General features: G+C 37.3%; 21 protein-coding genes, 1 other RNA gene and 1 pseudogene. 17 read left to right on the top strand and 6 right to left on the bottom strand.

Features of this window, described 5'->3' with window-relative positions; genetic code table 11:
* Positions 1-37: 37 nt before the first annotated feature.
* From HC000_RS08610 to HC000_RS18675, 3 genes are all read right to left on the bottom strand, one after another.
* Positions 38-403, bottom strand: coding sequence for a hypothetical protein (locus tag HC000_RS08610; protein WP_041454510.1), 366 nt, complete (start codon positions 401-403; stop codon positions 38-40).
* A gap of 195 nt (positions 404-598) precedes the next feature.
* Complete coding sequence (locus tag HC000_RS08605) at positions 599-1,801, bottom strand: aromatic amino acid transport family protein (RefSeq protein ID WP_080516816.1); 1,203 nt, start codon at positions 1,799-1,801, stop codon at positions 599-601.
* A 172-nt stretch (positions 1,802-1,973) separates the two neighbouring features.
* Positions 1,974-2,183: a hypothetical protein gene (locus HC000_RS18675; RefSeq protein ID WP_179807425.1), complete on the bottom strand. Its 210-nt coding sequence runs from the start codon at positions 2,181-2,183 to the stop codon at positions 1,974-1,976.
* Between HC000_RS18675 and HC000_RS08595 the strand changes: the two are divergent.
* Positions 2,083-2,912, top strand: a pseudogene (locus HC000_RS08595) (DMT family transporter). The gene HC000_RS18675 and the pseudogene HC000_RS08595 sit on opposite strands and share 101 nt — an antisense overlap.
* Before the next feature lie 10 nt (positions 2,913-2,922).
* Here HC000_RS08595 and HC000_RS08590 read toward each other — a convergent pair.
* Complete coding sequence (locus tag HC000_RS08590; protein ID WP_086998494.1) at positions 2,923-3,801, bottom strand: OmpA family protein; 879 nt, start codon at positions 3,799-3,801, stop codon at positions 2,923-2,925.
* A gap of 207 nt (positions 3,802-4,008) precedes the next feature.
* On the opposite strand from HC000_RS08590, the gene rnt reads away from it, so the two are divergent.
* The 9 genes from rnt (at position 4,009) to HC000_RS08545 (ending at position 11,915) form a co-directional block, all read left to right on the top strand.
* Entirely contained in the window at positions 4,009-4,707 is a 699-nt protein-coding gene (rnt, locus tag HC000_RS08585; RefSeq protein ID WP_179807439.1) for a ribonuclease T, read from the top strand.
* Between the two features lie 175 nt (positions 4,708-4,882).
* Positions 4,883-5,239: a transfer-messenger RNA gene (ssrA, locus tag HC000_RS08580) on the top strand.
* Between the two features lie 185 nt (positions 5,240-5,424).
* Positions 5,425-6,657: an integrase domain-containing protein gene (locus HC000_RS08575; RefSeq protein WP_179807438.1), complete on the top strand. Its 1,233-nt coding sequence runs from the start codon at positions 5,425-5,427 to the stop codon at positions 6,655-6,657.
* 1 nt (position 6,658) lies between these two features.
* The gene (locus tag HC000_RS08570) at positions 6,659-7,405 is read left to right on the top strand and encodes a hypothetical protein (protein ID WP_179807437.1); all 747 of its coding nucleotides are present in this window, start codon (positions 6,659-6,661) and stop codon (positions 7,403-7,405) included.
* Between the two features lie 74 nt (positions 7,406-7,479).
* The gene (locus HC000_RS08565; RefSeq protein WP_179807436.1) at positions 7,480-7,761 is read left to right on the top strand and encodes an AlpA family phage regulatory protein; all 282 of its coding nucleotides are present in this window, start codon (positions 7,480-7,482) and stop codon (positions 7,759-7,761) included.
* A complete protein-coding gene (locus tag HC000_RS18530) occupies positions 7,754-8,032 on the top strand; it encodes a hypothetical protein (RefSeq protein ID WP_257025465.1) in 279 nt (92 codons plus the stop codon). The genes HC000_RS08565 and HC000_RS18530 overlap by 8 nt, the downstream gene beginning before the upstream one ends.
* Positions 8,033-8,351: 319 nt before the next feature.
* The gene (locus HC000_RS08555) at positions 8,352-9,386 is read left to right on the top strand and encodes a hypothetical protein (RefSeq protein ID WP_179807435.1); all 1,035 of its coding nucleotides are present in this window, start codon (positions 8,352-8,354) and stop codon (positions 9,384-9,386) included.
* On the top strand, positions 9,383-10,753 hold the full coding sequence (locus HC000_RS08550) for a VapE domain-containing protein (protein ID WP_179807434.1): 1,371 nt from the start codon (positions 9,383-9,385) through the stop codon (positions 10,751-10,753). Before HC000_RS08555 ends, HC000_RS08550 begins: the two co-directional genes overlap by 4 nt.
* 724 nt (positions 10,754-11,477) lie before the next feature.
* Positions 11,478-11,915, top strand: coding sequence for a terminase small subunit (locus HC000_RS08545; RefSeq protein WP_179807433.1), 438 nt, complete (start codon positions 11,478-11,480; stop codon positions 11,913-11,915).
* Positions 11,916-12,150: 235 nt separating this feature from the next.
* On the opposite strand, the gene HC000_RS18670 is transcribed toward HC000_RS08545, so the two are convergent.
* Entirely contained in the window at positions 12,151-13,056 is a 906-nt protein-coding gene (locus tag HC000_RS18670) for a YbjQ family protein (protein WP_346010168.1), read from the bottom strand.
* Between the two features lie 506 nt (positions 13,057-13,562).
* Between HC000_RS18670 and HC000_RS08535 the strand changes: the two genes are divergently transcribed.
* The 7 genes from HC000_RS08535 (at position 13,563) to HC000_RS08505 (ending at position 19,663) form a co-directional block, all read left to right on the top strand.
* Positions 13,563-14,798 carry an integrase domain-containing protein gene (locus HC000_RS08535; RefSeq protein ID WP_179807432.1) on the top strand — a complete coding sequence of 412 codons (1,236 nt, stop codon included), beginning with the start codon at positions 13,563-13,565 and terminating at the stop codon, positions 14,796-14,798.
* 7 nt (positions 14,799-14,805) lie between these two features.
* Positions 14,806-15,498, top strand: a complete 693-nt coding sequence (locus HC000_RS08530; protein ID WP_179807431.1) for a hypothetical protein — start codon at positions 14,806-14,808, stop codon at positions 15,496-15,498.
* Positions 15,499-15,628: 130 nt separating this feature from the next.
* Positions 15,629-15,898: an AlpA family transcriptional regulator gene (locus HC000_RS08525; protein WP_179807430.1), complete on the top strand. Its 270-nt coding sequence runs from the start codon at positions 15,629-15,631 to the stop codon at positions 15,896-15,898.
* Complete coding sequence (locus tag HC000_RS08520) at positions 15,888-16,193, top strand: hypothetical protein (protein WP_179807429.1); 306 nt, start codon at positions 15,888-15,890, stop codon at positions 16,191-16,193. The genes HC000_RS08525 and HC000_RS08520 overlap by 11 nt, the downstream gene beginning before the upstream one ends.
* Before the next feature lie 310 nt (positions 16,194-16,503).
* Complete coding sequence (locus HC000_RS08515) at positions 16,504-17,070, top strand: inovirus Gp2 family protein (protein WP_257025464.1); 567 nt, start codon at positions 16,504-16,506, stop codon at positions 17,068-17,070.
* Positions 17,071-17,630: 560 nt separating this feature from the next.
* On the top strand, positions 17,631-19,043 hold the full coding sequence (locus HC000_RS08510) for an AAA family ATPase (RefSeq protein WP_179807427.1): 1,413 nt from the start codon (positions 17,631-17,633) through the stop codon (positions 19,041-19,043).
* Complete coding sequence (locus HC000_RS08505; protein WP_218910971.1) at positions 19,043-19,663, top strand: HNH endonuclease; 621 nt, start codon at positions 19,043-19,045, stop codon at positions 19,661-19,663. Before HC000_RS08510 ends, HC000_RS08505 begins: the two co-directional genes overlap by 1 nt.
* Positions 19,664-19,919: 256 nt before the next feature.
* On the opposite strand, the gene HC000_RS08500 is transcribed toward HC000_RS08505, so the two are convergent.
* Positions 19,920-21,371 (bottom strand): hypothetical protein, encoded by a 1,452-nt coding sequence (locus HC000_RS08500; RefSeq protein ID WP_179807426.1) that lies wholly within the window; start codon positions 21,369-21,371, stop codon positions 19,920-19,922.
* Positions 21,372-22,041 lie beyond the last annotated feature (670 nt).

The raw sequence follows: 22,041 nt of genomic DNA, 5'->3' as shown, positions 1-22,041 counted from the left end.
GCCGCGGCTTACCTTTTTTAATATTAGTAGGGCAAAATTAATCTTTGTTAAGATCTTTACGTGCTTGCTCAATTTCTTCGGCAATTTCACGTGCTTTTTGTTTGGTTTTTTCGGTTAGCTCGCCTGCCGTTTCTTTACTTTTTATCCACGCATCAACAGCAACTTCTTTGCCGTCATCGTACATATCTAAACCCATTGCTTTACTTTGCTGTAATAACTGATTTAGCGACTCGTCATGTTTAATTTCGTGAGTGGTTTCTTTTACTTTAGTCCACGCTTTATCTAGCTCTTGCTGTACTTGAGCACCGGTGTCTTTGGCGTCTTCTTTGATCTCTTTGGCATCTTCACACGCGGTTAATGTAAGTAAAGTACCTAATAATGCTAAACCTGCTAATTTATTCATGTGTAATTTTTCCATCGATATAAAATAATATTTAACACCATTATAAGTAACGAAAATGAACATACCCGTAACAAAACGATTAAATTTTAAATTAATGGATAAAAGTGATTGCCCTAAGCTGTTTAAATTGGCTCAATACTTGGGTGTAACTACGGTTTATTGAGCCCCGAGCATTAAGCTCGGGAGTTATTAGAATTAGCCTATTGCGGGTATTAATCCGGCCATTTGTAGGCCTTGGGCACTAATAATAGTTAAACCGCATAATGCTGCAATGGCTAAGCCAATATTACCGCTGCGTACTTTATAACCTGTGTTCTGTGTACTTTTACGTTGCTTATAAACCATAGCTACAGGTAAAAAAACGGCCAAAATCACTAAGGCAATCGCTGCGTAGCCAAGCGCCATAATAAACCCTTGCGGATAAAATATGGCAAAACCAAGAGGAGGTATAAAGGTAATTAATGCCGTTTTAATTCGATCCGCTTTTGTATCTGCTTTTTTGAAAGTGTCGGCAAAAAAGTCAAACAAGCCTAAACTTACACCCAAAAATGAAGTGGCCAATGCAAGATCAGCAAATAACTTAACGGCAGTGGCAACGTTTGGGTTGTGCGCAATGCTCGCCATGCTTTGTACAAAGCCACTTAAACCTTGGCTATTGAGCAAATCATTTTGACTCATAATACCCTGGCTTAATATTTGCCAAAAAATATAAATACCTAACGGTAGCGTTGCACCCGCTATCATTACTTTACGCAGTGTTTTTATGTCTAATCCTACGTATTTAACAATTGAAGGAATAGAGCCATGAAAGCCAAATGAGGTAAATACCACCGGAATAGCCGAGAGTATTAAGCCTTGCTCTACTGGCATTTCAAGTAAATGTTGGCCATGTACATAAGGCGTTAACATATAAAACAGGCTGGCAAGTACCACAATTTTTATTGAAAACAGCACTCTATTAAATTTATCGACCTTACTGGTACCCAGAGTTACGACACCAGCAATTAAAACCGCCAGTAAAACAGAGGCCAGTTGCGGTGCAATACTCACGTTAAACCCCGTGTTTATGCGATCTTGAAGTTGTGCACCGCCACCAGCAATATAAGCTGCACACAAAGCGTAAAATAAAAATATCACCGAAAAGTTAGCTACATATTGCCCACGTTTGCCAAGCCAAAGTTTAGCTAAGGTATTTAGCGTCGCATCGCGAGGAGCATACTGATGGAGCTCAAGCATTAGCAGTGCAGTATAGGTCATTAATAACCAACAACCGACAATTAGTGTTAATGCAGTACTAAATCCTAGCCCGGCAGACGCAATCGGTAAGGCCAGCATACCTGCACCTATGGTAGTACCTGCAACAATTAACATGCTACCTATTGTTTTATTTTTAAGCACTTAGTGATCCTGATCAATCTTGAGAGGTACGCAAGATATAACTAGTTAACCAAAACTTAAATAGTTTTGTTATAAAAGAAATAAAATAAAGTGTAATCTTCTATTTACAACTGTAATTTAAATGCGTCTTTTATTAATGTTAACTATTAAAATAGTGCTTTAAGCGTATATTTTATTTGAAGTTTATTTGAGTTTTATTGTTAATAGCGAAGGAGCGGCATGTGCCAATTAAAGTATTGTACTTTATAATGGTTCTTATATGGTCAACCACACCATAAGGTATAGTGTGGAGCAGCGATACAGTATCGCCAACATTAGTGGTTTTATTACGCATGCTGGTAGGGCTTACTTTAGGTGCTGTAATTATAGCTATTACGCGCATTAGGGTGCCGTGGAATAAAAATGCCTACTTACTTTATTTTACTCTAGCATAGGTATTTTTGGCGGCATGTTACTTAGTTATATGGCGGCTAAAACAGTGCCCTCAGGCATTATTTCATTAATGTTTGGCTTAGCGCCTATTTTATCGGGCTTACTTGCCCAGCAACTCCTTAACGAGCCTAAGTTTAGTGCAATTAAGCTAATCGCACTTGCATGTGCCCTAATCGGATTATATTTTGTCAGCTATAACCAAATTAAGCACTCGCAAACTCAGGGGCTTGGTTTGTTATATGTGTTTATAGCGGTGTGTTTTTTTAGTTTAAGTGGAGTGATGATCAAGCGGGTTAAAATTGCTATTCATCCTATGGCAACTACATTTGGTGCTCTGGTGTTTGTAACACCTTTATTTTTTATTGCTTGGTTGCTGCTAGACGGTGAATTAAATATACAAAATTGGAGTGCTAAATCAATATGGGCTATTGGTTATTTAGGAGTATTTGGCTCATTGTTAGGAGCGCTGGCGTATTTTCATGTATTACAAAACTTAAATGCCAGTACTGTTGCACTTACCACGCTTATTACCCCAAGTTTTGCATTAGGGCTTGGCGCATGGCTTAATAATGAACCGCTTAGCAAGGAGCTTATTAGTGGTGCGGTTATTATTTTACTAAGCTTAGGTGTGTTTCAGTTTGGCGAGCAAATAGTTAATCGAAATAAGCAAAAAATATGATGTTAAAGCATCATATTTTCGCTATTTGAATTACTAATCTACGGTTTTTGTTGCGCCCTAAAATAGTATCGTTAGTGTCTACAAAACGTTTTTCACCTAACCCATCGGTATGCACTTTAGTTTCATCAACACCTAAACTAATCATATAATCTTTAATTGCTTTAGCGCGTGTTTTAGAAAGGTCTAGGTTATTCCATCGACCGCCATAGCTATCGGTATAAGACGCTATATTAATTGACTCAATACTTGGATCATTTTTTAAGTATTCAGCAATTTTATCTAAACGCTGCTGCGAAGATTTAGTTAATTTACTGCTGTTAGACTGATAGTTCATTACCGTAAACGAAATATCTTCAAAGCTATATGGCAATAATTCATCGCGGCATTGTAAAAAGGCCCAATAGGCTTGTTTAAAATTAACCCCCGACATGCCTACGGCAATTTTATCGGCACTATTTTGCCAGTCTTGATAATAAAAAGTAGGCTGATTACCTTTTTCAAGTTCGGTGAGCATTTCCCATGCGGTTTTATTACCCAGTTCGCCGTCAAACTTTTTAAGTAACTTCATGTCAGCTATATCGCGAACTGGCGTACCGGCACGCCATGCTGGTGGCACTGCTTTTAAGCCCGCAATAGCGTAATTATCAGGGCGAACAACCATATCTAAATTAAAAGTAAGGTCTTTGTTTTTACTTGCATTAACATTAAATATGGCTTCGCCATAATATGGAACTTCATGATTTAACTGGCATTGTAAACGAGTGGTTTTAACTACTTGCCAATTAGAGTTGTCTTGATCGGCAATGTATTGGCGCATAGCACCATAGCTGCTATAACTGCAAAGTGCGCTGGTAATACCAAGGCTAATAAATAACAACTTAAACTTCATCGGGAATTCTCCAGTAAATCAGTATTGCCAATAATTTGGCAAAATACCGTGTAATAGCACTTAATAGTAAACAATACTGAGTAAGCTCTAACTGTAAAGCAAATTGCATGCCTATAGTTTTAGCTGTAATTAATCAATAAATCCCCTAGCCGAAAGGCCCTCAATTTTGACATAATAGATGGCTTACACCTACAAACCAAGAAGACTATGGCAAATACTGAGCAAACACTTTTCGCAAAACGCTTTCGCGGCTTTTTTCCAGTGGTAATTGATGTTGAAACTGGCGGGTTTAATAAAGATACCGACGCTTTATTAGAAATTGCAGTATCTGTTTTAAAAATGGATGACGAAGGATTGCTTAGCATAGATCACACGGTGCACTTTCATGTAGAACCGTTTGCAGACGCTAACATTGAACAAGCAGCCATTGAGTTCAATGGTATTGATCCATTTTCAGCACTGCGCGGTGCCGTGCCTGAAGAGCATGCAATTAAAGAAATTTGCAAAGTTGTGCGCAAAGCGCAAAAAGCAGCAGGCTGCCAACGTTCAGTTGTGGTTGCGCATAATGCAGCATTCGATCATGGTTTTTTAAATGCAGCAATAGAGCGCAATAATATAAAGCGCACGCCGTTCCATCCATTTGTAAGTTTTGATACTACATCGTTAGCAGGGCTTGCTTTAGGGCAAACTGTACTTGCCAAAGCATGTAGAGCAGCGGGTATTGAATTTGATAATAGCCAAGCACACTCAGCACTTTACGATACAGAGCGTACCGCTGAGCTTTATTGTTTAATAGTGAATCGCTGGCAACAACTAGGCGGTTGGCCACTAGCGCCATTAGAAAACACCGATACTGAGTTACAAGTAGATGATAGTGATAGCGATGATGCTAAAACGTCTGAGTAATTTTACCTTCGCTTAGTTTGACTAAATGTAACATTCTACTTGGGTTGTTTGTATAGTTTTGCCCGTTTAATGAACAATAGTGCCTAGTAAGTAAAAATAAAGCATCGAAGGGCCTTGAGTATCAGCATGTTACTCGGTTATACTAGCCGTACGCTCTGAATGAGTTACTAATTCAGGGGCTGATTAGGATTCGACGGAATTCAAGAAGCCCAAGGTGCATGTCGAGGTGCGGTTTGCCTCGTTAAACAGCCGCAACCTAAAGTAATCGCAAACGACGATAACTACTCTCTAGCGGCTTAGGCCAGCTAGCGCTCCTTCTATGTATTCTTGTGGACTAGATTTTGGAGTGTCACCCTAACACCTGATCGCGATGGAAACCCTGGCCGGGGTTGAAGCGTTAAAACTAAGCGGCCTCGCCTTTATTTACCGTGTTTGTCCGGGACTTAAGGGTTAATTAAATGACAATACTAAGCATGTAGTACCGACGGTCGAGGCTTTTCGGACGGGGGTTCAAATCCCCCCAGCTCCACCAATTAAGGTTTTTAGATACGTTGCTAAGAACCGTAAAAGACCCGCAACGCTAGTTAATTCGAGCCTTGCGGGTTTTTTTATGCCTATCGTTTAACCATTAGTGACCGTTTAAAACTTGTAACAACCGCGATTTGTTGTAACACTAAACGTAACAACTGGAAAATTACATAGGGATCGTTGTTACAAATGGCTATTCACAAACTTAATGCAAAGCAGGTCGAGGCAGCTAAACCAGAGGCTAAAGAATATAACCTTACTGATGGTGGCGGCTTAACATTACGAATAAAACCCAGTGGTGGTAAGTTTTGGTTATACAACTACACAGCGCCCATTACAAAAAAACGTAAAAATATGGGGCTTGGCTCATACCCTGATATTAGCCTTGCTAAAGCCCGCGACCGTCATAAAAAATATAAAGCATTAGTGCTTGATAATATCGACCCTATCCACCAGCGCCAGCTAGATGAAAAGCAAGCACAAGAAACCCACTTACAAACATTTAAAGCAGTTGCTTTGATGTGGTACGAAAAAAAGAAAACAGAAATAAAACCACAAACAGCGCAAGCGGCTTTAAATTTATTAACTAACCATGCTTTTCCTGCATTTGGTAATGAGCCAATAAGCCAATTAAAAGCGTTTCAAGTAATAGAGTTAGTGCGCCCCATAGAGGCTAAGGGCAGCTTAGAAACAGTTAAGCGAGTATGTCAGCGTATAAATGAAGTAATGGTGCATGCGGTTAACTGTGGGCTTATTGAGGCTAATCCACTTACAAACATTCGACAAGCATTTCAAGCACCGAAAAAAACAGCTATGCCGTCTATTAACCCTGATAGGCTACCCGAGCTAATGAGCGCGTTAAATCGCGCCAGTATCAAGCTGCCAACACGTTGTTTAATAGAATGGCAGTTACACACCATGACGCGCCCAAATGAGGCTGCAACGGCTAAATGGCAAGATATAGACTTTAATACAGGCGTTTGGATTATCCCCGCAGAGCAAATGAAAAAGGGCATTGAACAACGTATACCGCTAACCCCGCAAACACTCGCTTTACTTGATGTAATGAAACCTATTAGTCAGCATCGCGAATATGTATTTCCAGCGGATAGAGACCCGCGCAGCCATGCCAACGTGCAAACAGCAAATGCTGCAATCAAACGGATGGGTTTTAAAGGTGAGTTGGTGGCGCACGGTTTACGCTCACTAGCTAGTACAACGTTAAACGCACAAGGATTTGATCCTGATGTAATAGAGGCGGCTTTAGCACATGTAGATACAAACGAAGTAAGGCGAGCTTATAACCGAACAGACTATTTTGAGCGCAGAAAAAAAATGATGTGCTGGTGGTCTGAACACATTGAAAGTGCAGCGCAGGGCAGTAGTTCATTAGCAGGAATTAAGGGATTAAAGGTGGTTTGATATGGAGAATGATATTAAAGAAATAGAAAAAGTAACTAAGGTTAAAATTAATTCACCTGAACTCAAAGAGATTACTTCCAATATATCTCAAGAGGCTAGATATTTGCTGGGCTTACACGGTTCTTATGTTGAAATTAAATATAAAAATTCGAATGCAATCGAAAGAATTCCAGCACATCGTTTCGTAGAAAAAGCAATTCAATATGCTAAAGATAGTGGAGATGAGTCACTATTAGATAAAGTTTTCGACCTTGGTTTAGATGAGATACTTAATAAGACTGAACTTAAAAGAGATTACTCAGGTTATAGAAACAAAACTCATAAAAATAAGGGGGGAAGACCTAAAGAATCTTCATTAATAGAAAGGCGTTTATGTTATTGGACTAAAATTCAAGAGCATAGAAATCAGGGGGTAACACTGGCTTTAGCCATAGAAGCAGTGGCACTTGAAATAAAATGCACGCCTGATTATTTAGAGGGGCAATATAAAGCCCAGCAAAAAGAAAATTTAAAAGTAAAAAAACTAAAAGAAAAAAAGGCAAAAGAAGCCAATCGTTATATGAAGATCGGCAATTCAAGTTTTATTTCAGATAAAGGGATTGCTGAGTTTGTAAATGATGAGCTAGAAACAAGTAGCGATATTGCATTGGCAGTTAAAAATGTTAGTAAAAAAATAAAACAAGACGAAAAAGTATGCCTTAATGCATATAAAAAATATTTTGTAAAGGGTGATAACTTAACCTCCTAGTTATCACCCTTACTCAATCTAATCAAAACCTCCACAATTAAGTCTCAACCAATAACGCAATTAGAGGCTTTTTAATGATCACTAACTTAAATTTAATCCGTAAATCACAAGTCCAAGAACGCTATGCATGCGGCAAAACTCTTTGCCAGAATAAAATCAATGAGGGCTTGATCCCACCACCTTTAAAACTAGGTAGCCGAGGCGTTGCTTTTTACGAGCAAGAAATAAACGCAACACTTGCCGTTACCATAGCAGGCTACACTGATGAGCAAATTAAACAGTTTGTTCATGATCTAGTAGCAAAGCGCAAAGACCTACTTAAACAATACACCCACCTGGAAGCAGCTAATGATTAATTTAAATAGACTACCAACACCGATTACATTAGAAGATTTAGAGAAATTAGCACCAGTCGCTTTTGAGGAATTAGTTAGAATGAACATTATTCACCGCTCAATAGTACTTGCTTGGCTTAATGGGCGTTCAACAAGCCCTGTTGGTAAAGGTTATGCAGATGTTGAAATTGATAAAGAAGATGCAAAGCATAGCTATCTTAAAATGAAGTGCTTTATTGATTATCAAAGTAAGCGTGAAGTAGGGAGAAAAGTATCTCACTCAATGTCTTAGCACAGCGGTTCGACTTTTTTAATGACCGAGACTCACAGCGAGAGCAAGTAAAACGAAGGGTAAAAAAGGAAAGAGAGGATAGGGCAAAAAAGAATCTCATTAAAACTCTTGAGCAACTTGGTCTTGAGCAGGTTAAAACCATTATTGTGACCGAGTATTTTAAAATTACAGGCGCGGCTAATGACCCTATCTTTGAAAAAGAAAAGCCGACTAAAAAATAACTATTTAATCAGCTTAAACACTTTTTGATATATAACTTAAAGCTGGTGGTTAGGTCTCCAAACTTTCACCTCCAGCACAATTAAGAGTATAAATTATTATGAAATTTTTAACAGCTAAAAGCCACAATGTAACTAGAGCATTTAGTTATATCAATTGGCATGAATTATCACTTAAAGTCACAATGCCAAACGATTTAGGCGAACTGACATACACACAAGCAAAGGCTAAAAGTCCAATTATTGCGGCTACAGATGCGCCCGACAAGCAAAAAGAAACAATCTTACAGCATGATAACTTTACACTGTTACGCCTTGATCTTGATGATACCGACTTAGATATAGACAGCATAGCCGACACGCTCGAGGGTATGGGTATTGAGTCGTATATCATACACACGACAGCAAGCCACCAGCAGGACGGCAAAGGCGAACGCTACAGAGTTTATATAGAACTAGCCGTTTCTTTTACTTACAAGGTATGGGCGCTGGTGGAAAGCTATCTAAGCTATGTATTTATGGCGGACGATTGCGCCACAAGACCCCAGCAAATAATGTATTTACCTGTGCGCTTTGATGGTGATTGCTACGAGTACAAGATAGGGAAAGGCGAACCGCTGAACGTTACAAACTCGCAAATACTAACAGATGCTAAAGCGTTTGAAGTTGAACAGGCAAAGCAACAAGCCGAGCAACTAGAAGCGGCTAAAACAGCTCCAATTAAGCCCACGTATAAGCAAAATCTAGTCGGGAAACAAATATCCATAATTAACCTAGTTAATAACGCTTACTCTTGGCATGAGTTGCTTTTAAATTATGGTTATAAGATGCAAGGTAAAGCCTACTTACCACCAGAAGCCACCAGCAAGAGCGCAGGCGTATATATTTTAACAAGTCATACAGATGGTAAAGAACGTTATTATTCACACCATGAAAGCGATCCCTGCGCCACAGGGCAATGCTTAGATATGTTTGATTTTATCGCTATACGGGAATATAGCGGGGATTATAAACGCGCACTAAAGGATATTGCACAAACACACTTTAAAGCTATTCATAAGCACAACCAGCAAGAATACTTTACGCATTTACACAATGAAAGTGTAAACAAGTTTTTTGCAGGGGGTGAAAAATGAGTTTACCAGCAGTTACTAATCTACCTGTAGAGGTGGAAAAAACAACAGCCGAAAAAACGCCAAAGTTAAGCCCTAAATTCCCAGATATAAAAATCAGTGAGGACGGCAAAGGGCGCACATTAAACACAGCCGCCAACCTAACAGAGCTGGGCAATTTTTACGGGATAGAGTTTGCCTTTAATACGATGATCTTTGAGCCTGAGTTATTAAAAGGTACTAAATCATTAAATAATAGCTTTGAAGAAGTTAGAAGCAATTTAATAAGCGCAGCGGTTAAGCATGATCTACCTAAGACGGCAATTGAGGATCACTTAATAGCTATTAGCCACAGTAACAAGTTTCATCCAGTAAAATTTTACTTAAACAAAGGTGAATGGGACGGCATAGAGCGCGTTAACAAGGTTATAGCGTGTTTAAATGCTAAAGATGAACAGTTAGCCTCCTCTATTATGAAACACTGGCTGGTGGCGTGTGTTGCATGTATTTATGAGGAGACATTCAAAAGTAAATTAGTGCCTGTTTTACAAGGTGGTCAATCCTTTAGAAAAACCGCCTTTGTTGAGCGTATCGCAGCAGTAATGCCATACGCTTTTTTAGAGGGCGCAGAGCTAAACCCAGATAACAAAGACAGTATTTTGTCTAACATACGATCATGGATTGTTGAGCTTGGCGAGCTTGAACGCACAAGTAAAAACTCACAAGGCAGCTTAAAGGCATTTATTACAAAGTCTATTGATACAGTGCGCCCACCATACGCCAGAAGCGATATAAAGAAACCGCGCCAAACGTGTTTTATTGCAACAGTGAATGAGCGCGACTTTTTAAAAGACGATACTGGCTCAAGTCGCTTTGCAGTGCTTGAACTAGAAAAGGCGATTGATATGGACACTTTGAACAGTTTACTAGGTTGGACGTTTGACGGTACAGGCTCAATTAAACAAACCGATCCCGACAAGCTTCACCAGTTTTGGCTTGAGGTTAAAAAGTTATACTTGGACGGTTATGGTTGGGTGCTCAGTGATGAAACACAAGAAAAAGCCCTATCTACTAATGATAACTTTCAAGATAAAGGCTTTGCTTATAATCACATAGTTGATAACTATATCGCGCCAGAGAGTAAAATTGATTTGCCGCAGTATATAGAACGCCCAACGTGTATAAATGGCTGGTTTACCGCTGGCGAGTTAATAGCAGAAGATAAAAAGCTGCAATCAAACCATAGTGGTATGTTGGGTAAAGCTTTAAAGCGCTTGGCTAAAGAGGGTTTGATTACTTCTAAAAAAGCCAGAGCGAACAGCACAGCTTATAAGATACCTATAAAAATCACACCAGCGGCAAACGATGACGGTTTAGAGGATTATTTTTAGCCGCTTCTATCGTTTTTAAATGGTTATGGTTAAGTAATGGTTAGGTAGATTTTATTTTACCTAACCACCCCGAAACCCTTTGTTTATAGGGTGTTCACTCGTTTTTGGTTAGGTGGTTAAGTAAAAACACTAACTTTGATTTTTTTATAGGTTTAATAGTATAGGGATAGCAAACAACAAGCAGCGGCTAAAATCCTAAAGGTGGGTAAAGTCACTTAACCACCTAACCATTATAAGCTGAAAGCCTTGCTATTAAGGGTTTGTAGGCTGGTTAGCTTGTTTTTGTTGCACTTAACCACACCTAACCACTTAACCAAAACAATCTATTTTTAATATTTTCGGACACCTAAAAAGGTTATAATGTAGTGATAGAAATTATAAACAAATAATTCCTTATGTTTGAATCAAAAGAGTCCTTATAGGACTCTTTTTATATCTGCTACTTTTTACAGTTTGATTTTATAAAGCTATTACCTAAGCCTTGGGCTTTTTCGACTCGTGTATTTTTTTCACATTGTTAGATTTCCATTATCTATAGTTTTAAATATCAAAAGAGTTAAAACAAGAAGCGGCTAAAATTGACCTAACTACTTAATAAAGTGTACTCGAAGTCACACCCTGAAAGGTTTTTAGCGTGAGTTAGCTACTTGTTTACTTACCCAACCTGCTTAAACAGCTTAACCACTCATGCTATAATAAAGTCATTATATTGTAAGGGTTATCTATGGCGCACATCGAGTACCACCAGCATACCGAAAAGCTAACGCTTAAACAAAGCGCCTTCATTAAAGAATATTTATTAAACGGTGGGAATGCGACACAGGCAGCAATTAAAGCTGGTTATAGTACCAAGACGGCTCAAGCTATTGGCGCTGAGAACCTTACAAAACCTGTCATTCAAAAAGCCATAAAAATCCACCAGCAGCAAGCGCATAATGAATTTATATGGTCTAAAACTAAAAAGCTGGTGGCGTTACAGTCCATCATTGAAACGGCTATGACTGAACACCAAGAAAAGGGAGTGTTAAACGCAACGGCAGCCATTGCCGCTATAAAAGCCCATAACGAGATGCAAGGCGATAACGCACCGCTCGAGACTAACACCAGTATAAAAGTATCTGCCACACTAGCAGAGCGTTTAACGGCAGGGTCTAAGCGGTAATATTGTTAAAACTTGATATTGTTAGCAAAAGTTAGCACTCAGAACCTAAATTACCCTAGTAAAACTCAACGTATAAAAGGTGAGTGGAGTATCAATAATGGCAGCAGGTAAAAAGACAGGAGGGTACAAAGCAGGAGCACCTAACAAGCTTACGTTTGATACTCGCAGCTATTAGTAAATGCTTTAGCTAATGAGTTTGAGCACCCTCGTTTTTATCACTTTATTTATTTTTCAATTAATTATCAATTATTACAGCTGTTCCAGAGGCAACAATAAATAACATGCCAGATTTACCACCTCCTGAAATTTCGCTATAGTCTAAATCAACTCCTATTACTGCGTTTGCTCCAATTGAGGCTGCTTCTTTTCGAAGCTCAGCAAGTGCTGTTTTTCTCGCATCTCTTAGTGTGCTTTGAATGCTATCGCTGCGCCCTCCAAAAACATCAGTAAAACTTGCAAAAATATCTTTAAAAATATTCATTCCGTAAACACATTCAGCAGTAATTATATCAATACGTTTAGTAATATTAAAATTTGGGGCAGTTTCAGTTGTTAACAATATACCACTTTGCATAATAGACTTTATTTTTTCTTGTTCAGCTTTATTTCTTTTAGATTCTTCAAGCTGTTCTTTTGTTTTACTGCCAATAATACCGTACTGTCTTGCAAGGGATATATCTTTAGCATCTTCTATGGCTTTCGCATAGCTTTCATCTACAGTTGTTAAGTAGTTACCGTAGGTATATAAGTCACACCCTAATTTAGAGCTTTGAGTCCTTAAACCACATAACCCATAGTTTTTTGAATTTAAAGTTAGAATAGGGATTGATAGTTTTACCTCATTATTTAAATGGTCATTAAACTTAATTTCAGTAAAATCATTTATAAAATCATCACATTCCCTTATGTAATAATTTCTGAATAAGTCGGACTGGTTAGCTGGAATAGTTAAATTACAAAGGTATTTATTTTGATACCATAAAGTAGCTAATGTATTGCTACCTTCTATTCTTGAGCTAAAGGATAACCCACCAATATCATAAAGGTGTCCAGTTAAGTTATTTTTTACTCCTTTTTCAGAAATACTCCAATCCGAGTTTTTTTTATCGGATTCAGTTTTATTTTTTTTAGAAAAAAACATATCTTTCCTTAGGTTTATTTATAATCAATTAAGTTAATACATACAATGACAAATATTTTCTTGTTTAGCAATTTACATGACAAAGTGATTCATTGTATCTATTTAGTAGTAGAAGTATTTATTGATCTACAAACGATTCTTGTAGGTCAATTATTAAATGTTGAATATAAAAATCTCATACACTAAAACCAGTTCAGTGGGAAAGAGCGAATTTGAACCCACGCAAAAGCAGGAAGTAACAACAATAGTAACAACTACCTCTTGTTTTTGTCTGTATTCCCTTTTGAATCAGTGTATTGCATTGTTGATTAAGACTCCCCCAGCTCCACCATTTCAAAGAACTAAGACGCCAATAGGCGTCTTTTTTTTGCCTTAAATTCCCCATATAGCTCACTTTCCGCTAGGTTACGATTCCAAGTAGGATTATTAATGAACAGTGACATCCAGATTTTAAAGTAGTACATTTGGTAGTACTACTTCAGTTAAAGTAAATCGGGTACTACTTTATGGCAAAAACAAAACCACTAACCAATACGGAAGTTAAGCAAGCCAAAGGAAAAGAGAAAGTATATAAACTATCTGATGGCGACGGCTTACAACTTAGAGTTAAACCTAACGGCAATAAATCTTGGTTGCTGGACTATTACAAACCTTACACAAAAAAGCGGACCAGTATTGGTTTAGGAGGGTACCCAGCTATATCTTTAGCTGATGCCCGTAAATTAAAATCAAAATTTAGAGAGTTACTGGCTAAAGACATCGATCCGAAAGAGTATAAAGATGATCATGAGCGTATACAGTTAGAGGCAGTATCAAATACCTTTAATCATGTTGCTACTAATTGGTTTGAAATCAAGAAAACACAAGTAAGTGAAAACTATGGTATTGATTTATGGCGCTCGCTAGAAAATCACTTATTTCCTGAGCTAGGAAAGCTACCTATAAGCAAAGTAACGGCACCAAAAGTTATAGAAGTAATAAAGCCTTTAGCTGCAAAGGGCAGTTTAGAAACAGTTAAGCGCTTATGCCAAAGGTTAAATGAAATAATGACCTATGCTGTCAATACAGGGTTAATACATGCTAACCCTTTATCAGGCCTAAGAGCGGCTTTTCAAAAGCCAATCAAAGAAAACATGCCTACTATCCTACCTGAAGAACTCCCAGAGCTGATGAAGGATCTTAGCTATGCGAGTATTAAGCTTGTTACTCGTCTTTTAATCGAGTGGCAGCTACACACCATGGTTAGACCAAGCGAAGCTGCCGGTGCAACATGGCGAGAAATTAATTTTGAAAATAGGGTGTGGGAGATTCCAGCTGCTCGAATGAAGATGAAGCGAGGGCATACCGTTCCACTAACAGATCAGACAATAGAGATTCTAAATAGGTTAAAGCCTATCAGTGGTCATCGAGAGCATATATTTCCTGGGGATAGAAACCCTCGAACTCATCTTAATGAGCAAACAGCTAACATGGCTTTAAAGCGCATGGGGTATGAAAATCGTTTAGTAGCACATGGATTGAGATCTATCGCAAGTACTGCATTAAATCAGCATGGCTTTGAAGGTGATGTAGTTGAAGCAGCGCTAGCACATGTTGATAAAAATGAGGTAAGGCGAGCATATAACCGTGCAGATTACTTAGAGCGTAGACGAGTAATGATGAGCTGGTGGTCTGAATATATTGAGCTAGCTAAGCAAGGCAAGGTAGGGCGCTCTAATACCACCTTAAAAATAGTTGGTTGAGGTTATTATGGATAATAAAGAAATGAATATGGGAAATGATTTTAAAAATGACTTTTTTACCAAAGAGCAGCTACAGTCGTTAATTAATATACCGATTCATGACGTTATAAATGATCTTGATACTTATATTTATTATGAAGGCATAGTAAGTGAAATTCCATTTGATGAAGATCCCATAAAAGCCTATGTAATCGGGTTTATTAAACAGACCAAAGAGCCTGCTACCTCCTTAAATAAGCCAGGGGATAAGCCTATATTTGCTTTCTCTTATGAATGTGGAGATTACTGTTCTCGACCTGACTTAAAAGGTATTGAGCATTTAGAAATAAGTAACGGTTATGATAGGCAAGTTTATTTTAATTACTCAGAATTTATTGAATTTTGTGCAAAGCTTGGTGTGCCTTTAAAAAGCAATGATAAACCTATCGGTACTCAATCAAACTCTATAGAGAACAATGAAAAACAATCTAGTAATAATGAAGTAAATATCTCAAATCGATACCCACCGGAGCTTCAATTGGCAATAGATGCATACGAACAACTTTGTGAAGGTAAAGATAATTTGCCTTTTAACAAAGAAATAGAGGCTTGGTTAAAAGAAGAAAGTAAACGCCGTGGAATTGAGCATCGAGATGGTCGCATTTTTCAGGGCATTAGCAATGTAAAAGCTGAAAGAATTGCTTCAATTATAAAATCATAATCTAAGTAATAATTAAGGGGGTTACCTAGGTTACCCCCTTAATTAATTAGTTAACCCGTCTAGCCTTACCCCCATGCTAATGGTTTTTAATGTGCCTGAATCGTTTTATAACGTCTAAAGGTAATTAATAATGAACATTAAAAGTTTTTCTAAAATCATCCGCAGACCTGAAGTTTTAAACAAAACAGGCTGGTCCAAATCCACTCTATATAATCGTATAAATGATGGTGTTTTTCCTAAACCAATAAGCTTAGGTGCGCGTGCTGTTGGCTTTGTCGAAAGTGAATGTGACAAAGTAGTCCAAGCAATGATCGCAGGTTACACAGAGCAACAATTAAGAACATTAGTACAAAGTATCATTGGTAAACGTGGCATGAAGGAGTTTAGCAATGATTCGTAAGAATAAATGCTTAGAGCTAGGCTTGCCAGAACCACATTGGAGCCAAAAGGAGACGAGTTATGTGTTAAGTGTGATAAGCCAAGGGCTAACAATAAATACTAATACGGCTCGCTATATTGGAATTGATGACCTGCAAAATGTGGTATATGCACTTAAACGTAAAGGCTACTTATTTACAGTAGAAGATAAGAAGGTCGAATGTCCTTCAACGGGGCGGTTAACAGCATTTCCGATAATGGTTTTATCGATGACAGAAGAGCAGCAAGTGTCGTTTAAAAGTGAAGTTAGTTGCTGATAGGGTTACGACTAAGTGGCTTTTTGATAGTGTGCTGGTGGTGAAATATGAAAGTTAAGCTATCAGCAACTTTTAAGAACAACGTTAATACCGAACTTAAAAAGGTTAGTGTTTACTTACTTTATAGTCTCAGCTTTGGATTTTAATAATGCTTATTAAGCGCTATTTATAGGTTTTTTACCCTAAAAACAAAATAGCAACGGCATTACAGTCTCTTTCACCTTAATTCAAACAGTGATAGTAACAACTAACCTATAGCTAGGTAATTAATAATATCTCTAACTTATTAAGTACTACTATGTCTTATAAAATGAAGACTCGCTTCCTTGAAGTAAATGAGCAAATATTTTGGGTCAATGGAAAGCATAGCGGCATCTATTCAGCTATGGCTAAAAAAATGATTAACCAAGTTGTTGTAATGCTCAATCATCACAGTAAAGTTCATTTAGTACGGTTTGATCTTAGGCTATATGAGTTCACCCAAACTAACCAAGTGATCACTAAATTTAACCGAATTTTATTTAAATGGCTCAAGCGTTCCTATAATTTAAAGCGCATAGGCTTCATTTGGTGCCGTGAAATTGAAACAGCTAAGCAACAGCATTACCACTACGTTTTAATGCTTGATGGACACAAAATACGTCACCCACATGATATTTTACTAAAAGTGAAAACGGTGTGGGAGCATCAACTACAAGGCTCACAATATACTCCTAAGCATTGCTACTATAATATTAAACGAGGAGATTATAACTCGCTTCAACAGGCAATATGGCGTATATCGTATTTGGCTAAAGTGAGAGGCAAAGGCCAGAAGCCTCCGCAAACTAAAAACTATAGTACTAGTCGTATTAAACACAAGTTAGGTTCACAATAAGGTGATGCTATTTGTTAGTGAATAAATAACGCAAACTTTGAAGTAAGTAATTAATATTCACTCTCTGAAAATAACAGGAAATCAAAACTTTTCAAAACATGTTAGCTAATCATTCAAAGCCTTCAAGATAAAAGTGGTCAATAAAATTTGGCCACAGGTTTTAGGGTCTAGGTATCTAACCTCGGATTCATTCGACGCTAAACCTGTATGATAGTGATACGCTCTGTAGATGCACCAAGCTTTATGGTTGAAAACTCGTCTTGGTTTAGATTAGAGAAAGCTTAAGGAGTGGGAATATGGAACCCTTATTCTTATAGCCTCAAATAGTTAACTTGTAACTAGCTTTCGAGTTAGCCCAAGTACTGATTAGTCTTTCTAGTCCATTTTTTTTAATACAGTATTAGGTTAAGCTAGGCTCAAGCTTGAGAATATTTGTAATATGTATAATTCAAACATGCAGCAATTTAAAAGCCTTATTTTAGTTTATATAAAATCTTGATATTAGCTAATTTGTACTATTGAAATGCTAAAATCTTAAAAATCATTGAGTTGAGAGTATAATGGGTTTTCAAGTACGACGAATACGCGATAAAGAATTATTTACCGGTAAAAATACAAATGAGAATGTTTATACATTACTTATTGGTAATAATGGTTGTGGTAAGTCTCATTTACTTGTTGATATTAGTAATTATTATAGAAAGCTATATAGTGATGTTGTATGTTCGCAGGATATTGATTTACATACCACTTATAAGCAGTATTTAGCAGGTTACCAATCTTGGGAATGCGTAACTAGAGTACTCGGTGCCTCTATTCCTAAAAAGCTTATATGCGCATCGACTAGTCAATTCGAAAAATTTTGTCCGAAGTGGCGCATAGCAAAAGACCAAAAAGCCGGTGGTTTTTATTCATATATTGGCTCAAAACCTTATATCCCGGACCATCAACCATCAACTCGCATTGCCTCATCAGCTATTAACCAACTTCTAAAATCTGATACTCATGATAAAAGAAAATTAACATCGCTTAGACGCTTCCTTAAAGAGTTTGGCTTCACAACAAGGCTTGTTCTTTCAATTGAGTCCACTATTAGCTTTGAAGAGTTAAATAATTACAAACGAGATATTGCTTTGCAGCCAGAAACGCAGGTAATACTTAAGCGTGCATTAGAGTTCTTTGAGCCGTTAGAAATTACTGAATTACTACTAGAGCTTGAGCTTTGTATTGATAATCCGGAATACGTTTTAAATATTTCAGAATCTGGTATCACTTTAAATGTGGCTGAGTTCAAAACTAGCAATTTTAGTACGAATGCTCCCTGCATAGATCAATCTACCTTTTCATTATTTCTTCAGGCTGGCTTTATTACAGTTAAAGACATACAGACCCTACATACATCCAGCCCTGAGATAGTTGATAGTGTTTTTGATTTAAAGGTTACTCCTCTGGAAAAAAGAAGTTCTGGAGAACAATGCTTGTTTTTGTTGTTCCTGGGTTTAATCTCGTCTATTGAAGATAACTCTTTAATTCTCATTGATGAGCCCGAAATTAGCTTGCATCCTAGCTGGCAACAGCGATTTGTTTCAATACTACATGATGCATTTGATCAGTATAACGGATGTCATTTTATTATCGCGACCCATAGCCCCTTAATTCTGTCTGATTTGGGAGGCTTTAATAGCTATATTTTAGATATGACAAGTAATGAATTAATTAGCGGTAAAGAGCATCAAGCTCGTTCGTCCGATTATCAATTAGCAAATATATTCCATAACCCTGGTCAAAATAATGAATATTTAATTTCGCAAGCTATTGAGGTTATTGATTCAATCTGTGAAGGTGCAGAGCTATCTGAAGAGAATAATCTAAAAGCAGAAAAGCTTTTTGGTATTCAAAAGCTGTTGAAGCGCGATGATAAAGCCCACGTATTGATTCGAATACTCAAAGAAACTATAGGGAGAGTCCGCTAGTGGATTGTTATGAATTTACTCCTCAAGAACTCAAATTAGTTGAAAATCAGAGTGTAAATGGCGATAGCAAGCTTCCAAGTTGGCCTAATGAAGAACTGAGGGATTTAAGGGGTAAAATAAAAAGGCATTACATTGCGGAACAGAGTAATACTTGTGCTTACTGTAAGATCGAAAATCTTTCTACTAACGGTAATGTTTGGCATACAGATCATATTATTTGTAGGCATGAAGAGCCTAAATATACGTATACCCCACTAAATTTATGCGCCTCATGTATAGATTGTAATACAGCGAAAGGTAGCCGCCCTGTCACTAAGAAAGGTTATTCAGCTTATAAATCATTTCCAAATAAGTCAGCTAATTATTTAATTGTACATCCTCATTTTGATAAGTATGAGGATCATATTGAAACACTTGTACCTGGTCTCACCTATCGCTACATGACAAGTAAAGGAAGGAATACTATAGAAATTTGTGGTCTATTGAGATATTGCCAAGCTGGTGGCCGCAAACAAGTTGATTTGAGTTTAAAAGCAGTTTTAATGATGGCTGCTGACAACCAAAGTAAAGAGGTTCTCCAATTAGTTAGTGAGCAAATAAATAAGAAGCTATTAAAGTAATTATTAAATAGCTCAGTTGCCAAATGGTTTTAACAGGATATGCTTATCCTGTTATCGGAAACTTTTTGAGTTTTGGTTTATAGTGAAGTGAGGCTAGTTGTCTGGCAAAAACAGTACACTGAACAAGATAGTACGAACGTTAAAGTGATTTAGGTAAGTACTGTTATCCTATTACAAAAAATAACAAGAACTTACCGATCACCGCTAAGTTACTTTTAGCGATGTTTTAAGAAAAGCTCTCATAATAATCTAGTTATTATTCAAAATACGAGTTACCAATTTGTTCCATTTCTCGGTCTAATAGTAACTGTTGCTCTTTAGTTGTTTCTGGTTGGTCATCTTGATGATAAGGCTCCCCCATTTCGTCGAGGAAAACAGTATCACCTGGTAAAAAAAAGACTCCATCAAGGCTTGTCATTTTCTCATATTGACCATTATTTACTAGCTGACCCACAACTCGACCGTCTTCGAGTAGTTGCACATGCACCCGCTTAAATGAACCATCATACTCTTCCTTAGCCATGTAGACATGGGCTATGACTTCATCATTTTTATCTTGTGCTAAGTGCTTATGGTTGATACCACCCACTCTGCAAGTGAGGCCTTTAGGTGAGAAGTTTGGGCTGTCTATAGTAACCAAAAACGTGCAAGGGTTTGGTAATACCTTATTACGCATATTAAAGACAGGTTCGTAGGAATCAAAATGAATATGAATTGGTTGATTTAATTGCTCACTTAATGTATCGCGAATGTAGTAACCGTTATTTTTACTAGTAGCAATTGCTTTTTTTCGGCTTACTAGTGACGTATTAATAAAATCTATAACAGTTTTAGATGTTATGTGTTTCTTATGCTTCGCAATTGTTTCATGTGCTCTATTAATCATTTCTAAAATGAACTTTGATTCCTTTTCAGATAGAGTATTCTCTTTTACGTATATTTCACCACCCACTATTACGGATATTGCGAACATACACAAAAAGTCATACTGCTGATTATTGCGTGCATTCTCTGCAAGGTTTTCAACAACTTGAAGGGCTGAAATTATAGGGGGGGTTGTTGCGTCAAAGCTTTCTCGCATTGAGAGCATTATAGTTTTAACAAGGCTATTAGCATTACTTTCCGTTAACTCTAAATCGGTGTGGGAAAGAGCATTAGTAGTTAGAACAACCACACACTCAGTGATTTCCTGTAATTTTTTATCATTTCCATAGGGTAACGCTATAGGTTGTTCTTGTGCTGGTTTGTTGTTCCAGTCCGATGACTTAAAATTTGGTTGGGGAGTGGTTTTTGTTTCACCCAAAACTTGGTTGGGAAGTTGAATACCTAAATTCGACAAGTTGAAGAACTTGGATACATTGCTCCAGTCGTTTACACGACATTTGAGTAATTGTGGTGCTAAAAAATTTGAGAATTTAGTATCAAAGCGCTCGGTACCCTTTATTTGTTGGTATTGAACCCTAGCATTTTCAATACACTTTGAGGTTATTAATAAATCATTATCTGGGGGAACCAGTGCTGATTCTGCCATATTAAGCGTTCCTTGCGCTTTGCTGAGCAAAGTCTGTTCGTCTCTTGTAAAAAGTATTCGGGCTGCTTGTGCCCGTCTAGCTTTCATTAAACCTGCAGGGATTGCGAAAATGATAACAAAAGGCAGTATTAAGAGCTGTATTACCAACCCTGTAAGTTTACCAAGTAGTCTTGCCATTATTTACCTTCCTTTTTAAATGAGGCACACGATCTAACTTTTAAATGAGTGAAAAAAGACTAGAACTATTAATCCACAAAAAAGCGTAGTGGTTAATACGAAAGCGGAGAAAGGTGTTTGTATTAAATTCAGCCAATCCATAGCTTTGCGCAGACAATATTCTTGCTTGATAGTGCGCTAAGTTTTATTTTCTATAACTCGTCTAGTCTAATTTTTTACCAATTAATTTGTAATTATTATCTAATTTTAAACATAATACAATTAGTAGCTTCTAACATTGCAATAGTTACTAAGTAATAATTTAGTTGATTATTAACAGGCGAAAGTTTAATACAAAGACAATGTTACTTCGTTATTGGTGAGAGTGTGAGTTAGGCGGTATATATGTGTTTGAAAACTCCTTTTGGTAGTACTGTTAGTAGTACCTACTTTGTTTTGTGATTAGTATTTTTATTATTTTCAATACCTTAATCTTTAACTTCAGATGACCCCAGCCCAATATCGGTTTTTAGATTCGTTTGTCTAAAAACCCTAAAAAACCCGCAACGCTTGAGAAATCAAGCTTGCGGGTTTTTTTATGGCTAAAGGTTAATTAACCTGAGATCTGCTTAAGCGATAACTAGTGCGTTGAGCTCTACGTCAGTTAAATTAAGGTGTGGCTTATTTTCTT

Origin of the sequence: Pseudoalteromonas sp. MIP2626 (assembly GCF_013414205.1) — a bacterium.
GTDB classification, from domain to species: domain Bacteria; phylum Pseudomonadota; class Gammaproteobacteria; order Enterobacterales; family Alteromonadaceae; genus Pseudoalteromonas; species Pseudoalteromonas nigrifaciens.
This window is presented reverse-complemented; position numbering and strand designations above follow the sequence as displayed.

Bases quoted from the DNA above. Each gene is read 5' to 3' on its own strand.
- HC000_RS08565 (WP_179807436.1), top strand. From the start codon at position 7,480: ATGATCACTAACTTAAATTTAATCCGTAAATCACAAGTCCAAGAACGC.
- HC000_RS18670 (WP_346010168.1), bottom strand. From the start codon at position 13,056: ATGTTTTTTTCTAAAAAAAATAAAACTGAATCCGATAAAAAAAACTCG.
- HC000_RS08510 (WP_179807427.1), top strand. From the start codon at position 17,631: ATGGGTTTTCAAGTACGACGAATACGCGATAAAGAATTATTTACCGGT.
- HC000_RS08500 (WP_179807426.1), bottom strand. From the start codon at position 21,371: ATGGCAAGACTACTTGGTAAACTTACAGGGTTGGTAATACAGCTCTTA.
- HC000_RS08570 (WP_179807437.1), top strand. From the start codon at position 6,659: ATGGAGAATGATATTAAAGAAATAGAAAAAGTAACTAAGGTTAAAATT.
- HC000_RS08550 (WP_179807434.1), top strand. From the start codon at position 9,383: ATGAGTTTACCAGCAGTTACTAATCTACCTGTAGAGGTGGAAAAAACA.
- HC000_RS08515 (WP_257025464.1), top strand. From the start codon at position 16,504: ATGAAGACTCGCTTCCTTGAAGTAAATGAGCAAATATTTTGGGTCAAT.
- HC000_RS08530 (WP_179807431.1), top strand. From the start codon at position 14,806: ATGGATAATAAAGAAATGAATATGGGAAATGATTTTAAAAATGACTTT.
- HC000_RS08545 (WP_179807433.1), top strand. From the start codon at position 11,478: ATGGCGCACATCGAGTACCACCAGCATACCGAAAAGCTAACGCTTAAA.
- HC000_RS18530 (WP_257025465.1), top strand. From the start codon at position 7,754: ATGATTAATTTAAATAGACTACCAACACCGATTACATTAGAAGATTTA.
- HC000_RS08525 (WP_179807430.1), top strand. From the start codon at position 15,629: ATGAACATTAAAAGTTTTTCTAAAATCATCCGCAGACCTGAAGTTTTA.
- HC000_RS08610 (WP_041454510.1), bottom strand. From the start codon at position 403: ATGAATAAATTAGCAGGTTTAGCATTATTAGGTACTTTACTTACATTA.
- HC000_RS08555 (WP_179807435.1), top strand. From the start codon at position 8,352: ATGAAATTTTTAACAGCTAAAAGCCACAATGTAACTAGAGCATTTAGT.
- HC000_RS18675 (WP_179807425.1), bottom strand. From the start codon at position 2,183: ATGCGCGTAATAGCTATAATTACAGCACCTAAAGTAAGCCCTACCAGC.
- rnt (WP_179807439.1), top strand. From the start codon at position 4,009: ATGGCAAATACTGAGCAAACACTTTTCGCAAAACGCTTTCGCGGCTTT.
- HC000_RS08575 (WP_179807438.1), top strand. From the start codon at position 5,425: ATGGCTATTCACAAACTTAATGCAAAGCAGGTCGAGGCAGCTAAACCA.
- HC000_RS08535 (WP_179807432.1), top strand. From the start codon at position 13,563: ATGGCAAAAACAAAACCACTAACCAATACGGAAGTTAAGCAAGCCAAA.
- HC000_RS08520 (WP_179807429.1), top strand. From the start codon at position 15,888: ATGATTCGTAAGAATAAATGCTTAGAGCTAGGCTTGCCAGAACCACAT.
- HC000_RS08590 (WP_086998494.1), bottom strand. From the start codon at position 3,801: ATGAAGTTTAAGTTGTTATTTATTAGCCTTGGTATTACCAGCGCACTT.